At 31.3% G+C, this 15,724-nt stretch carries 14 protein-coding genes; 6 read left to right on the top strand and 8 right to left on the bottom strand.

The annotated features are described in order from the left end of the window. The first annotated feature begins 45 nt into the window (after nucleotides 1-45). Together IW18_RS00810 and IW18_RS00815 are read left to right on the top strand one after the other, a co-directional pair. The gene (locus IW18_RS00810; protein ID WP_052480033.1) at nucleotides 46-1,017 is read left to right on the top strand and encodes a purple acid phosphatase family protein; all 972 of its coding nucleotides are present in this window, start codon (nucleotides 46-48) and stop codon (nucleotides 1,015-1,017) included. 253 nt (nucleotides 1,018-1,270) lie between these two features. Then, a complete protein-coding gene (locus IW18_RS00815) occupies nucleotides 1,271-3,106 on the top strand; it encodes an alkaline phosphatase (protein ID WP_052480034.1) in 1,836 nt (611 codons plus the stop codon). 440 nt (nucleotides 3,107-3,546) lie between these two features. On the opposite strand, the gene IW18_RS00820 is transcribed toward IW18_RS00815, so the two are convergent. The 8 genes from IW18_RS00820 to IW18_RS00855 form a co-directional block, all read right to left on the bottom strand. Next, the gene (locus IW18_RS00820) at nucleotides 3,547-3,951 is read right to left on the bottom strand and encodes a hypothetical protein (protein WP_041515678.1); all 405 of its coding nucleotides are present in this window, start codon (nucleotides 3,949-3,951) and stop codon (nucleotides 3,547-3,549) included. A gap of 164 nt (nucleotides 3,952-4,115) precedes the next feature. Then, nucleotides 4,116-4,673, bottom strand: coding sequence for a YceI family protein (locus tag IW18_RS00825; RefSeq protein ID WP_041515895.1), 558 nt, complete (start codon nucleotides 4,671-4,673; stop codon nucleotides 4,116-4,118). A 5-nt stretch (nucleotides 4,674-4,678) separates the two neighbouring features. Continuing rightward, the gene (locus IW18_RS00830; protein ID WP_041515679.1) at nucleotides 4,679-5,098 is read right to left on the bottom strand and encodes a c-type cytochrome; all 420 of its coding nucleotides are present in this window, start codon (nucleotides 5,096-5,098) and stop codon (nucleotides 4,679-4,681) included. Between the two features lie 20 nt (nucleotides 5,099-5,118). Then, entirely contained in the window at nucleotides 5,119-5,961 is an 843-nt protein-coding gene (locus tag IW18_RS00835) for a DUF5777 family beta-barrel protein (protein WP_041515896.1), read from the bottom strand. A 23-nt stretch (nucleotides 5,962-5,984) separates the two neighbouring features. Further along, nucleotides 5,985-6,374, bottom strand: a complete 390-nt coding sequence (locus IW18_RS00840; protein ID WP_041515680.1) for an OB-fold protein — start codon at nucleotides 6,372-6,374, stop codon at nucleotides 5,985-5,987. Nucleotides 6,375-6,506: 132 nt separating this feature from the next. Next, on the bottom strand, nucleotides 6,507-9,041 hold the full coding sequence (locus IW18_RS00845) for a TonB-dependent receptor (protein ID WP_041515681.1): 2,535 nt from the start codon (nucleotides 9,039-9,041) through the stop codon (nucleotides 6,507-6,509). Beyond that, on the bottom strand, nucleotides 9,042-9,941 hold the full coding sequence (locus IW18_RS00850; protein WP_041515682.1) for a FecR family protein: 900 nt from the start codon (nucleotides 9,939-9,941) through the stop codon (nucleotides 9,042-9,044). Between the two features lie 50 nt (nucleotides 9,942-9,991). Then, nucleotides 9,992-10,507, bottom strand: coding sequence for an RNA polymerase sigma factor (locus IW18_RS00855; RefSeq protein WP_041515683.1), 516 nt, complete (start codon nucleotides 10,505-10,507; stop codon nucleotides 9,992-9,994). 194 nt (nucleotides 10,508-10,701) lie between these two features. Here IW18_RS00855 and IW18_RS00860 point away from each other — a divergent pair, with 194 nt between their 5' ends. From IW18_RS00860 to IW18_RS00875, 4 genes are all read left to right on the top strand, one after another. Then, complete coding sequence (locus IW18_RS00860; protein ID WP_041515684.1) at nucleotides 10,702-11,721, top strand: hypothetical protein; 1,020 nt, start codon at nucleotides 10,702-10,704, stop codon at nucleotides 11,719-11,721. Between the two features lie 388 nt (nucleotides 11,722-12,109). Beyond that, nucleotides 12,110-12,634: an acetolactate synthase small subunit gene (ilvN, locus tag IW18_RS00865; RefSeq protein ID WP_052480035.1), complete on the top strand. Its 525-nt coding sequence runs from the start codon at nucleotides 12,110-12,112 to the stop codon at nucleotides 12,632-12,634. Between the two features lie 61 nt (nucleotides 12,635-12,695). Continuing rightward, nucleotides 12,696-13,967 carry a threonine ammonia-lyase gene (ilvA, locus tag IW18_RS00870; protein WP_052480036.1) on the top strand — a complete coding sequence of 424 codons (1,272 nt, stop codon included), beginning with the start codon at nucleotides 12,696-12,698 and terminating at the stop codon, nucleotides 13,965-13,967. Between the two features lie 228 nt (nucleotides 13,968-14,195). Then, nucleotides 14,196-15,713, top strand: a complete 1,518-nt coding sequence (locus tag IW18_RS00875) for an aminotransferase class V-fold PLP-dependent enzyme (protein ID WP_052480052.1) — start codon at nucleotides 14,196-14,198, stop codon at nucleotides 15,711-15,713. Nucleotides 15,714-15,724: the final 11 nt, after the last annotated feature.

The following is a 15,724-nucleotide window of genomic DNA, read 5'->3' on the forward strand; positions in this document are numbered from 1 at the left end:
TATTGAAAAACCAATACAGCCTTCAAATTTTAAATATAAAAAAAAATGAAAATACCAGTACTGCCAAAAATAGCATTTAGAGTTTTGATTTGTACGCTCTCTATAAATTTTGCTACAGCACAAACAAAAGATACGAGTGTTAAAAAATTCCCTAATGCTTTAAATTTTATTGTAATGGGAGATTGGGGTAGATTTGGTGAAGATCATCAAATTCCTGTTGCCAAACAAATGGCGATTACTGCCAAAGACATAGATCGTGATTTTATAATTTCTGCAGGCGATAATTTTTATCCAGTAGGAGTAGCGAGCGAATACGATCCGCAATGGAAAACATCTTTTGAAGATATTTATAAAGATTTTTCACTTCATTGGAACTGGTATTCCGTATTAGGAAACCATGATTATGCCGGAAATCCTGACGCGCAGGTTGCTTATTCAAAAATAAGCCGTCGTTGGAATATGCCAGCCAGATATTACAGCAAAACATTTGATATAAACGGAGATCCTAGTCAGCAAGTATTAATTGCTTTTATAGATACAAATCCTTTAATCCCTGAATTTTATAAAAATGATGTTTATGGTAAAAACGTAGTTTCTCAAGATACAACTGCACAAAAAAAATGGCTTGTTAAAACCCTTTCGACAGCGCCAAAAAGTGTAAAGTGGAAATTAGTTGTAGGTCATCATCCGCTATTTACAGCAACTTTAAAAAGAAGAGAAAGTTATGATACAAAAGCGGTACGAAAATCATTAAAAGCGTTACTTGATAAATATGAAGTAGATGCTTATATCGCCGGACATGATCATGATTTGCAACATTTATTACCAGAAGGCAAAACCCATTATTTTGTTTCAGGATCAGCATCAGAAGCTACTCCAATCGACATTTTACCCATAAGTAAATTAGCTGTTTCAGAATACGGATTTATGGTATTTTCAGTTTTGGCCAACAGCTTATATGTACAAGCAGTTAACGAAAAAGGAGAAGTCATTTATACAACCGAAGTAAAAAAATAAAGTATATCAAGAAAATATTTGCCCGAATTTTTAAAGATAGCTTTTTAAAAAATATTTAAAAAAATGCCAATCAAATTCATGTAAATGAAGGCGATGGTAATTGTTAGTGTGTTATTTATTTTTTTTTCACTGCAGGCTTAGTCGGAGTCTGCAGTTGATAAAAAAGATAATAAATTAGAGTAAGAATCTACAAGTAAATAATATTCTGCGCAAAGTTACCTACGGCTTTACGGGAGAATAAATTAAATTTTCGATGAAAAAAATAATCACCCTTTTTTGCCTCCAATTTGTCCTGTTAGTTCAAGCACAGGAATATAGTTCTTCAAACATACATTCTCATAACGATTATGCAAGTACAATGCCTTTTTATAATGCCTATTCTAATGAAGCAGGAATTATAGAAGCCGATGTTTTTTTAGTAAATAATGAATTATTTGTAGCGCACACTTCAAAGGAAATTAGTATTGAAAATTCACTGAAAAAAATGTATTTAGAGCCATTATCTTCTAAGCTCAAAAAATTAGACGGTCAGGTATATCCAAGCAATAAGCCTTTAATATTAATGATCGATATTAAATCTAATGGCGACGAAACTTTAAAAATAATTGTACAGCAATTAAAACTGTTTCCGGAAATTATTTCCAACAAAAATGTAAAAGTTGTTATTTCAGGAAACAGACCAGCTCCAGCAAAATGGTTGGAATATCCTGAGTTTATTTATTTTGACGGAAGACCTACTGAAAACTATTCTTCGCAAGAATTATCACGTGTCGAATTGATAAGTCAGGATTTAAAAGAGCTAACAGTTTGGAATGGTAAAGGCGTTTTAACACAGGCGGATTTAGAAAAAATTCAATCAACAATTAAAAAGGTTCACGATCAGCACAAAAAAATGAGGTTCTGGGCAACTCAGGATAATGTTAATACCTGGATGACATTAATGAATTTAAAAGTTGATTTTATTGGGACGGATAATGTATCTGCATTAACTGAATTTATAAAAAAAATAAAAACAACATTTTATCAAAATACCGAATTTCATTCTGCTTATGTTCCTAAAAACACAGCGACTTCTTTCAAAAACAAACAGCCCAAAAATGTAATATTACTTATTGGCGACGGAATGGGATTAACGCAAATTTATGCCGGATACACTGCTAATAAAGGACAATTAAGTTTGTTTAATATTCCAACACAAGGACTTTCTATCACGAAGGCTTCAGACAGTTATATAACAGATTCTGCTGCAGGAGCAACGGCTATGGCAACTGGACATAAAACCAATAATCGATTTATTAGTGTTGATGAAAACGGAAAATCGTTGGAATTAATTACCCAGCAGTTAGCAAAGAAAAACTTTAAAACTGCCATTATTTCTGCAGGAAATATAACTGATGCAACTCCAGCGGCTTTCTACGCGCATCAACCTGAAAGAAGTTACAGCGAACCAATAGCGAATGATTTTTTATCGAATCCGTCTGATATTTTAATAGGAGGAGGAACTAAAGAGTTTACAGCGAGAAAAGATGGTAAAGATTTGTCTAAAATATTGTCGCAAAAAGGATACACTTTCTCAGATAAATTTAGTGCTCTTGATACCATTAAAAACTTCAAGTTTATTATTTTAGATGATGCTTCGGTAGTTTCTATGAAAAATGGAAGGGGAGATTTTTTAACCAAATCTTTGGCGAAAGCAACTTCAACTTTTGTTAAAACAAAAAATCCATTTTTCATCATGGCCGAAGGAGCTCAAATTGATTATGGCGGGCATACTAATAATGTTGAATATGTAGTTCGTGAAATGCTCGATTTTGACAAAGTTGTAGGGCAAGCAATGGAGTTTGTAGATAAAAATCCAGAAACGTTATTAATCGTCACAGCAGACCATGAAACTGGTGGTTTATCGTTAATCGATGGTAGTGTAGCAAAAGGTTATGTACAGGGAAGTTTTAGTACAAATGATCATACAGCAGTTCCTGTTCCTGTTTTTGCTTATGGTCCCGGAGCTCATGTTTTTTCGGGAGTTTATCAAAACACTGAAATTTACACAAAAATAATGGAGGTGCTTTTTAAAAAAAAAGCATTCTAAAAAGTTAAGCATCAATGCTTCGAATACTCATAAAAACAATTTAACACATAGAATCATAGCTTATAGATGTGTAAAGAATGCAAAAAAGAAACTAGTTTCTCACACATAGATCTATGTTTGTTAATACAAGTGAAACGCCTTTTATAAGTTTACAATCCCGACGTTTCGGGACTATGATTCTATGTGTTAAAAATAATTACACCCAACAGGTATGAATTAAATTTATTTTGATGTTTGTTGAGGTAATTCGGAGTTATGTTTTAAGATTACACTTTAGTTTTTTTTACAATTGAAAATAGGGTGAAAAATTAAATTTTCGCCCTTTTTTTATTCTAAAAATACAGTTAAGAATTTTGAATTTACAGACAAACAATTTACTGTTGTATGAAAAATTTTCGGAGAAACTAAAATCTGATCTAATCTAATCCGTGTTTTTTTGTTTAAAAGGATATTGTATTAGATTTAAAATGCTTTGTAATTTGTTTTGGCGTCGTAATAACTTCTCTGCGAATAGGATCAAACCATTCTACTTCTTTAGTCACTTCGGCACAGCACTCCATTTTTGAGTTGAAAAAACAGCTTTTAATATTGATTTTATCATCTAAATAACAATGTTTCATTTCTACAAAAAAATGTTCAGTAAACATTAAATTTTTATATGATACTATTTCATGTTTTCCTTCTTGTAAACCAAGATGCAGCGACATAAGTTTTTCTCTCGAAAAACCATTGTAAAATAAAAAATGATATAATAATCGAACCGTATACGAAATGTATGCCGTATTTTCCATTACCATAAAATCATTTACATCTTCTCCCGTAACAACATAATTTTTACTGACCATTTTAAATTTAGTTAAGGTTTAAAAAAAGAGGTCAGTTTATTGTAAAACTGACCTCAAAACAATAGTCATGTTTAATGATCTTCTAAATCAAAAAGAGCTCAATTTATTTAATATTCGATGGGTGATTTCTATTATCTAAATTTTTGATCTTAATGAAGAGAGAATCACTTAATTAATAAAAAATTGTAATTAATTTTTATTTTGTCAGCAATCTTTTTTCTAACAAGGCTTGGTATTTCAATATCAAAATCTTCAGGTTTTACTTCAAATGAACCTAAGGCATTTACTCCGTTGGCAGCTTTCGAAACTTTTACGATAACCGTAACAGGTTTTGTTTTTCCATGAATGGTAAGATTTCCTTTTAAAGTAAAATTTTTAGCTGTATTTGTAATTTTAGAAATGTCGAAATCTTCGATTTTACCTTTTAAAGTTGCTTTCGAAAACTTTTCAGATTCCATATAATTTTCGTTAAAATGCTCTTCCATTAAAGCAACCTTAAATCGAAATCCTTTTATTAAAACCAAAGCAGCAAAATCTCCGGTTGATTGTTCCAGAACTGCTGATGTACTTTTATTTTCGGCAGCAACTTCTTCGTAAGAAGGCATAGAAGCCTGAAATTTTATGCTACCTGTTTTTGTAATCAGTTTTTGAGCAAATCCATCAGTAGTATTTGCAACAATAATAAGCAGTAAGGCAAGGAAATTAAAAAATGATTTTTTCATAATGATTAATTTTCTTTTAAACCATCTGTATTCCATTTTACAATTGCATCAATATTAGCCTGAGACATTCTTCCGCCTTGAGGCATAAGTCCTTGCTGTCCGCTTTGTAACTGAATTCGGTTCAATAAACCTGCGCTCTCAACCGCAGCTTTAACCTGTGCAAAAGTCGTTAAAGGTCTAAAAGCAGCAGATCTGCCACTTTGGTGACAACTTATACAATTGGCATCAATAATTGATTTTACATCTTTAGTATACGTAAGCGCAGTACTTGGCGTTGTTGGCGTAGTAGGAGTCGTTGGAGTCGTTGGAATTGTGGGTGTGGTAGGAGTTGTAATTACTGGAGGAGTTTCGATATCTTGATAAGTAGAATCGCTACAACTTGCGAGTGTAGCCAGTAAAATCGTAATTGCTATTGCTTTTTTCATAATTTGATTATTTAGGGTTATTAAAATACTCTGTAAAGGTTGAAACCAAAGAAGAAATCTCCTTTGCCCCAATTTCCGGAAGCGTTAGTAAGATATCCGCTCTCACTCATCGATTGAGAATTGGTAAATATGAGTTGAAAAACATGTCCGCCAGTTTCTACATCTAAACCTACCGACAATGGATTTTTGTAAAATTCAGGTTTGTCAAAATTGTGCATGTATTCTAAATTGACAGATAAACGCTTGGTGATTTTATAGCGTCCGCCACCTCCAAAAGAAAACTGATTGTCTCTTTCGATATCAGGATTGTAAAGGTTTTTGTGTACAAATGACGGTACTAATTCTAAAGAAAGTTTTTCGCCAATTTTTCTCGAAATTAAAAGCTGTTGCACATAGGTCATTCTATGTTTAAACTCTAAACCAGGATATTGTTCTTTTTCTAAAAATGTGTTAATATCTGCTACAGAATATCCAACAATATCCACAGGAAAATGCGCATTTTGTCTTGCCATACGGTATTTTGCACCAGTCTCATACATTTTGTTTAAAGTATGTCTGGAAAGACTGAGGGATAACCAATCTGTCACCCCATAAATACCGCCCAATTTTGTAGTAGCATTATCAAGACCAAAAAAGCTATCAAGACCATCTTTTACAGTTCCAAAACGGTGAGAGACTACAAAGTAGAACTCTTTTTTTGCAGGCATTTTTGTTGTTTGCAAGGTTACAAGTTGGAGTGCCTTAAACGTTGCTGTAGAATAACTATCTTCTACCTGTGTAGAATCAAGTCCTTTGAGTAAATCATCTTGCGAATATGCCATGGTAGCTAAAAACAGGCAAATTGGTACTAAAAATTTCTTCATAAATTGATTATTGTTTGTGTTTATTAATTGGTGCATTGGTCTAATTTGACTTCTTGAAATAGTTCATCATATCCAATGCATTTGCCTTTGATTTTAACTTTCTGATTGATTAGTTTAACTGGATTTTTTTGGGTGAATAAGCAAAAAACATTATTTTCAAGTATCACTACAGAATCTGTTTCTTTTGTGACAATGCCCGTTATTTCGATAGTTTTGTTGAGGTACAATGAATCAGCTTTTTTTGGATCGGAGTTATAATCCTCGAGTAACTTTGTGGCAGTTATATTATAATCAGGTATTTCTGATTGTATATTTCGGGCTTCCTTAAATAAAAAGCCATAATAAAAGTAAATACCTGCCGATACTAGTATCAATAAGGCTGCGATTACAGATACTATTTTTTTTCTTTTCATTTGTTTTTCTTTTGATGGGATTCAATAGTAAAACAGCTTTGATAAAGATTACCCTACCAAAAAAATGTTGTTTTTTGAAAAAAAAATAAAAAAGATGAAAAATGGTTTTCTAAAAACCTTGTGTAGAACGCGTTATAAAGAAACTCTAAAACTAATATTTGGAGTTCTTTGCAATGCAAATGTTTCAATTTCCTCTATAGAATTAGTTAAGGAACTTACTCTGTAGTATTCGCTGATTTCGTTTTTTCTGTTTAAGATATTCAAAACAGATAAACCTAATTTGTATTGAATTCCATTTGCAGTTTTCCACTTATAAGTAGAGGAGATGTTAACCTGAGAAAAAACATGAAGATTAGTACTATTGGGCTTGTTGTAAATCAATACTGGATCTGAAAGATTAATTTGAGAAAAATCTGGAGAAGTTTTTGGTCTTCCAGAAGACCATTTTGTACCTAAAGCAATTTTAAAATTATTCTTTTCATAAATTCCCGCCCACGACAAAGTATGAGTTAACTCAAAATTATTTGGAAAAGTAGGATATTCGTAATTAGAAAAATGATAATTATTGTTATTGTAGGTATAACTTAACCAAGTAAGAAAGTGATTCATCTTTTTTTGAACCAACATTTCTGTTCCCAAAACTTCATAATTTCCGGTGGTACGGACAAACTCTAATTGATTCTGGAAACCCTGACTGGAGGTTGTAATGCCAGTTACTTTTTTATAAAAATTTTCTATGTCCAGTAACCAGTCATTTTTTTTGTAAAATAAGTTTAAGGATAATTGTTTGCTTCTTTGAATTGGAATTGTGCTATTGTTTGAGATAATCCAACGTCTTTTTTCAATACCAAAATAATCTTTCTGTAAATCAATAATTTGCTGTGTATTTTGACTTTTTAGTTCGCCCAATAATTCTAAACTTAAATTTTTATTGACACCGTAGCTAAATTGAACGCGTGGTTCGAGAATGATTTTTTTAAATTTTTCGATATAATTTAAGCGCCCTCCAGCTTTAAAATAGATTCTAGAAATGGTGTCATTGTATTTCCCTTCTGCAATAAATGCATGAGTTCGCAGGACGTCTTTTACTTTGCGGTAAAAATCAGGATTACTTACTTGTTCTAAATTAGTAATACCAATTTCATTAAACTGATAACCATCATTAAAATTGAATTTCGAGCTAATAATGTGATGATTTTCTAGATTAATACCATTATTTTTTACTGTATTTTCCTGAATTACATTTTGTTCACTTACTGTACTTTGCTGGTTGGCAAAAAGTTCATAAGAAGAGTTGTAAACATTAACTTTAGTGGTATTAAAGTTATTCCAGTTTCTAGTCCAAGACAAATTTGCGCCGTAATTTTGTTGACGTAAAATATTGTTTTGAGACTTATCTATATTGTATGAAAGTGCGCTTTTAAAGACCTCCAAATTATCTTTAATAGTAATTAAATCAAGCACTACTTGATCTTTAATTCCTATTTTTTGAGCATATTTTAGTGTTGCATCATAAAAACTGAATTTTCGATTACTTCGATAATTAATATTCTTGTTTTGAGAAAAATCTGTGATGGTAGTGTTCTGAAATATTTTGTCAAAATATTCTTTGTAGGTTGGCGTTTCTACAAAATCAGTAATAGATTTACGTGCCGAAATTTCGATGTAACTCTTTTTCGAAACATTGTACTTCCCATAAACATCAGCGTTAATCATATTGATTCCGGCACTAAACGTATTTTTTTCGGCTATTTCAGGAGTAGAAGAAATTGCGACAACGCTCGAAACACTTTCTCCAAAAAAAGCAGAACTTCCATTTTTATAAATGGATATAGTATGCGCCAAATTAGGATTAAACACAGATATTAATCCAAAAAAATGTCCCGTTTGAAACATTCGTATTCCGTTCCACAAAAACAAATTTTGATCGTGTGTGCCACCGCGAACATTAATACTCGAAACACTTTCGTCAAGACTATTTACTCCCGGAATTTGTTGCATAGTTTGTAAAGCATCAGGTTCTATAAGTCCTGGCAGAATACCAAATTTTTTGGGTTTAATCTCAAAAGATCCATCTGGTTTTTTTAAAATTCCCGAAGCCAAAATGGCATTTGCTTTAATTTCTTCAAGTTCTGTAATTTCAGGTTCAAGATATATTTGAAGACAGTTTTTAAAGTCTAAATTTCCTGTTGTAATTCTTTTAGTTATAAATCCAACGTGACTAATCAGTAATAGATTTTTATCGTTTTTTTTTAATTCAAAATAACCGTTTGAGTTAGTTGTAACTTGGTTTTTGTTGGGCAAAGTAATGTTTGCATCTTCAATAGGTTTTTTATCAGTGCCAGAAAAAACGTAGCCGCAAATTAGTGGAACGTCATTGTCTTTTTTATAAACATTTATAAATTTATTACCAATGTTTTCAAACGACAGATTTGTTTTTTTTGAAAGGTATTGTAGTTTTTGATCTAGTGTAAATGATTTTTTTGGTGGGTTTAGCTGCAAACCAATAATATTTTCCTCGGTATAATTAAAACTTACGGCATGTTGCTGTTCAATATCACTAATAATGTTTTTAAAAGACATAACTTTTCCTTTGTCCTGAGCAAAAAGATTCAAGGCAAGAGAAAGTGCAAAAAACAAAAAATGAAATTGTTTGGGGCGTAACATTTATTTTTCGTCAAAAATTATTTTATTGTTCGAGACTTTTTTAGCTTCTAAATGATAAGTAGTATTAATAATTTGCAAAGCTACATCAAGATCTTTAGCAGGAATTTTGCCTGTAAATAAGGAGATTGTATCTTTTGCATTTAGTTCGATTTTAATGTTGTACTGTCTTTCAACTTCGTCTAATATAGTTCTGATGTTTTCTTTATAAAAACATATTTGATTGTCCATCCATTCTGGTTTCAATGAATTTACAGTCATATTGACTTGTTTTCCATTTTCAAAAGTAACGCTTTGGCCATGCGTTAATAAAATTTGCGAATTACCATAATTGACCTTTACGCGACCTTCATAACACACAACATCAAACCTGTTTTTTCGCGCTTTAACATTAAATTGAGTTCCTAAAACAGTTACTTTTCCCAGACTGGTTTCAACCTCAAATCGTCTGCCTTTGGCAACCCTAAAATAGGCTTCACCTTTCAATTCAAGATGTCTATTGCTGTTCCAGTTCCATTTTTTATAATTTATTTCAGAACCGGAATTTAGTACGACTTGGGAATTATCGGGTAGCGAAAAAGTTGTTTTTTCTCCAAAACTTGCCTTTTGTGTTTGAGGCACAAAATTATTGAATGCGAAAGTTGTTATAAGAGCCAGAACAAAGATTGCAGCGGCTTTAAACATCCATTTTTTGTATAATGGAACTACTTTTGGAGTTGCTTTTTTCTGTTTTAAAATATTCGATAACATATCATTTTCATTCAAATCACCAACTTCTAAATGATTTGTATATTCTTTTATCTTTTGGTATTTTTCAAAATCGGGACTTGCTTCAAATTCAGCTAATTCATCCTTGGACAAATCATTGTTAAGCCATTTGGCTAATAAGCGATTTTTTTTCATTGTATTGGTATTATAACATTAAAACAATTAGAACTAATTTCACCCTACTTTTATAAATCAATTTCTTTACGTAAGCTTAACAAAGCCAAATGAATGCGTTTTTCAACCGCTTTTACACTAATATTCAATTCTAAAGCAATTTCACTGTATTTTTTTCCATCAATTCGATGCATTAAAAAAGCAACACGCTGTTTTTCGTTTAGGTTTTCGATCGCGCGTAAAAGTTTAGCTTGAAATTGTTTTTCTTCTAAAAGATACTCTGGATTTTCGTTTGTTTTGTCTAAGCCTGTAAAGTTTTTTTCATACCTCAAAACAACTTTTTGATGTGCAATTTCATTAAGACTGCTATTGTTTGCAATCGTATAAATGTATGACTTTGCTTTTTCGAGTGGAACTGAAGCACAGTTTTGCCAAAGTTTTACAAATGCTTCTTGCGCTAAATCTTCTGCCTGGTTTATATTGCCATATTTGTAAAAAAGAAAATTACGAAGCGCTTTGATCTGACTTTTAAAAAAAGACGAAAAAATTATTTCGTCACAAGTATTTGATTCGGTTTTCTGTGGCATTTATTTTTGGGTTTGGTCGATGCAAAAGTATTTGTTTTTAATTTAAGTAGGGTAAAAGCAAAGCCGATTGTTTTATAGAAGAACAAAATGCTATTGGCTTTTGATAATTTAGTATTGAGAGAACGAAATCCTTGATGCCGAATTTATTAAAAAACAAATTCTTTAAATTTTATTACCTTTGAAAAAATATAAATATGTTCCGTTTAAAAAAATATTTATCAATATTTGCCTTATTATTTTTGTTGTCTTGTCAAACAGAAGTTGATGAACAAAGTAATAATGGGCTACAAACAGTTACAAATGTTTCTCCTCTTACTACTTATTTGCAAAGAGTTGCAATGGTAAAAACGGTGCAGGATAATGTAATAGATGGATCTAGTTATTGTACCATAAAATTGCCTTATACAGTTACTGTAAATAATGCCAAAATTGCGCTTAATACAGAGGCAGATTATCAAAAGGTAATTGATAATATTAACGCAAATTCTTATGATGAGGATCTTGTAAGAATTGATTTTCCGGTAACGATGGTTTACTATAATTACATTGAAAAACTGATTCCTAATCAAGCTGATTTTAATACTTTAATCGATTATTGGAATATGTATCCGGATCTTTTATCAAAAATAAATGGTCTAAATATCAATTATCCTATTACAATTAATATTTATAACAGTGCGAATCAAGCTGCTAGTTCCGTATCTATAATAAGTGATCAAGCATTTTTTAATTTCATAAAAAATCTAAACAGCAGTCAATATATTTCCTTAAAATATCCTATTGCTATTGCCGATTATAATTATCAGACAAAATCAATTTCAAGCAATTTAGAATTCGAAAATGCGATTAAATATGCCATTGATTATTGTCCGGAAAACAACATTCTATCGCTTGATTTTGCGCAAACGATAACAAAAGGAACTTGGAAAATCCCTTATTTTTTTAGTGGATCAGAAAAAACGTCTTCTTACACAGGATATACATTTGTATTTAAAAGTGATCAATCTGTAGTTGCTACAAAAGGTACAGTCTCAGAAACGGGTCAATGGGAAAGTAAAATGCAAAATGGAGCTAGGGAAGTAAAAATAAATTTCAATTCAGAATCACTTAGTAAATTAAATAGTAATTGGAAATTATTTGAATTTAACAATTCGCAAATTCGTTTACGTAATATAAATAACACTACAGATTATCTTTATTTTGAAAAAATGTAAATGAAATTATTTATACTAAAATAAAAAAATGTATTTGAAAAAATATATATTTGCGCTTTACAAATAACAATGAGCAAACAAACGAACATCTTTATTATTATCAACACTATTATTATCATTTGATATTAGTAAGGAGATTTTATATAAAGAAGTATAGCATATACAATTTTAAAACCTCCCACAACTGGGAGGTTTTTTTATTTAAAACAAACATGAAAAATTTAGTAACTATTATCATTATCGCAATTATCATTATTTGTCTTTTATGACGAGTCAGGATTATATTGTCTTATACAAACCTTTCTCAGTCAAACGAGAAAGGTTTTTTTTTGAATAAATAATAGAGAAATAACGCTAAAAAAAGAAAACTAATTATAAAAAAAACAAAATGAAAGAGAAGTACACTTTATCGGTTTATACAGAAAACCAAATGGAACTAACAAATAAAATCGCCATTATGTTTTTAAGAAAAAAAATTAGTTTAGAAAGCCTTAATATTTCTTCATGCGAGATCGATAAAATGTATCGCTTCACAATTGTCATCAATGAAACCTTTGAAATCGTAAACAATTTAGTGCATCAAATAGAAAAAATTATTGATGTATTTAAATGCTATTGCAATACAGAAGATGAAATTATCTATACCCAGACGGCATTGTTCAAAATTTCGACTAACGTTGTTATGAACGATCAAGGTTTCAATTTTTTATTGAGTCAATACAACGCCAAATATCTATGTATTGAGAAAGAGTACACCATAATTGAAGTTATGGCATTAGAAAATAAAATCGATGAGTTAATTACATTATTACTTCAATATGAACTTATTGAATTTATAAAAAGTTCCAAAATTGCTCTAATAAAAAGTAATGAAGGATTTGCAAATGAATTACTAAAAATGGATAATAATTAATTCGATAAAGCAACATTGACGCTATTAGTCGAAAATACTATTTAAAATACCACTACGCAAAATGGATTTATTGAAAGAAATAAAATTAGCTAGAAGAGAATTATTCGGCGTTGTAAAACCTACGCCATTAATTGAAAATTTAAATCTTTCCAGACAGTTTGGTGCTACCATTTTATTAAAACGAGAAGACCAACAAGTTGTTCATTCCTTTAAAATTAGAGGTGTATATAATAAAATAAATTCATTGACTACCGCCGAAAAAGAAGTTGGAATAGTGTGTGCCAGCGATGGAAATCACGCGCAAGCAGTTGCTTATTGTTGTGAACTTTTAAAAATAAAAGGCAAAATATACATGCCAAAAAACACACCAAAACAAAAGCTGGAACAAGTGCAACAGCTTGGAAAAAATTATATCAGAGTAATAAATGCAGGTAACTCTTTTGAAGAAGCCAATGCGATAGCTGTGGGTGATGCCTCAATACATCGCAAATCTTTTATACATCCTTTTGATGATTTAAAAATTATTGCAGGACAGGGAACCGTAGGTTTAGAAGTTTTAGAAGAATGTACAAAAAATATTGATTATGTATTTGTTCCTCTCGAAGGCGGTGGTTTAGCGGCAGGTCTCTCTATTATTTTTAAACATTTAAGTCCAAATACAAAAATTATTGGTGTAACTACTCAAGATAATCCTTCTCTAGAGATATTAAATGAAAGTGCAAACACATGTAATAATGTTGATTCAGTTGTGCATAATGGGGCCATTAAAAAAGTGAGTAATTTGAATTCTGAGATTTGTCAAAAAAATCTAAATGCCGTTGTAAAAATTCAAGAAGGAAAAGTATGCTCTACAATGTTGCAATTATTCACTTCTGAAGATATAAACATAGAACCCGCTGGAGTTTTAAGTATTGCCGCATTAGATTATTATGCAGATGAAATAAAAGACAAAAATGTGGTTTGTATTATAAGTGGCGGTTTAAAAAACATTGAAAAAGAAGCCGAAATTAGAGAACGTTCTCTTCTGTTTGAAGGATTGGTTCATTATCTTATAATCGAATTTCCACAACGCACAGGTGTATTAAAAGTATTTATCAATGAGGTTCTAGGTCCTGATGATGAAGTCACTTATTTTCAGTATTTAAAAAATAATAATTCAATAATAGAATCTGTGCTGGTAAGATTAGAGCTAAAAAACAGGAACAACATTCTGGCTATAAAAGCTAATATGCTAAGAAAAAAAATAGAGTACCAAAACCTTGATGATAGTAATGATTTATTTAGATCAAATATTAGCCTAATAAATAATGCATTTGCAAAAGAACTAGTATAACTATTTAGATATTAATTGTATAATATAAAATCAACTGTGACAAAAGACACAGAAACTGTGCATTAGATATTCTATTTTCGCTCATGAAACCACATTTTTGTTTAGTTGATTAAAAATGTTGTAATGCATAAAATTTCAACTTTGATTAAAAAATAGCCAGCAGTTTTGCTGTTAAAGTTAGATCAAGAATTAAATGGTTTCAACATAAAAAAATACCATACTAAGAAAATGAATTCAACAGATAATAAAGAAAACAATTTAGCATCTTCCGGTCAAATAGAAAATCTTGAAGCTTATTTCAGTACATTTCGTAAAGACATCGTTGGCATTGAACAGCGTTTTGAATCTCCATACGGCAGCCAGAAAATCATTTACTCTGATTGGACAGCCAGCGGAAGATTATACAGACCAATTGAAGAGAAACTCCTTAATGAAGTTGGCCCATTTGTGGCTAATACACATACTGAAACAGCCATTACAGGTTCTGCTATGACCCTGGCTTATCATGATGCCAGACAAATTATAAAACAGCACGTTAATGCCTCTGAAGATGATGTCCTAATTACCGAAGGCACTGGAATGACTGGTGTAATCAATAAATTTCAGCGTATTTTAGGACTTAAAGTAAATGAAAATTTAAAAAAGTACACGAATGTTCCCGAACAGTTACGACCTGTGATTTTTGTGACCCATATGGAGCATCATTCTAATCAAACTTCTTGGTTGGAAACCATAGCAAGGGTCGAGGTTATTCCTGCGGATTTAAATGGTCTTCCTTGTCTTGTTAGTCTTGAAGAATTAGTGAGAAAACACAAAGATACTCCTATCAAAATAGCTGCTGTAACAGGCTGTTCTAATGTAACAGGCATCAGAACGAACTATTATGCAATAGCGGCTATAATGCACCAACATGGCGGGCTATGTTTTGTAGATTTTGCCTGCTCGGCACCTTATATAGATATTGATATGCATCCTGAAAAAGAAGATGAGTATCTCGATGCAATTACTTTTTCGCCACATAAATTTCTGGGCGGACCAGGTTCTACAGGCGTACTTATATTTAATAAAAAACTATACAAAAATTTAATTCCGGATAATCCCGGAGGAGGCACAGTTTCTTACACCAATCCGTGGGGTGATCGCGACTATATTGATGATATTGAAACAAGGGAAGACGGAGGCACACCAGGATTTCTGCAGACCATAAAAACGGCTATGGCTATCAAATTAAAAGAGCAAATGGGGACTGCGAATATTTTAAGAAGAGAACATGAGCTTAACACTATTATTTTTGAAAGACTTTCTAAAATAGAAAATCTGCTGATACTGGCTCCAAAGAACAAAGACCGTCTTGGGGTATTTTCTTTTTATATCGAAGATGTACATTATAATTTGGTAGTAAAACTTCTTAATGACCGTTTTGGAATCCAAACAAGAGGTGGCTGTTCGTGCGCAGGAACCTATGGACATTATTTATTAAATGTTGATGTATCACTCTCAAAATCCATTGAAGAAAAAATCCTTGGAGGTTGTTTAGCCGAGAGACCCGGATGGATAAGAATGTCTATTCATCCTACTATGACCAATACTGAAATCGATTTTATATGCGATGCTATTGCACTGGTAGCTCAAAATGCAGAACATTGGAGAACAGCGTATCGATATGATACTATAAAGAACGATTTTATACATCTGAGTTTTGAAGGAACAGAGAGAAATATCATTAAAAATTGGTTTAGTTTTTAAATCAATGCAAT

This window comes from Flavobacterium hibernum (assembly GCF_000832125.1).
GTDB lineage: Bacteria > Bacteroidota > Bacteroidia > Flavobacteriales > Flavobacteriaceae > Flavobacterium > Flavobacterium hibernum.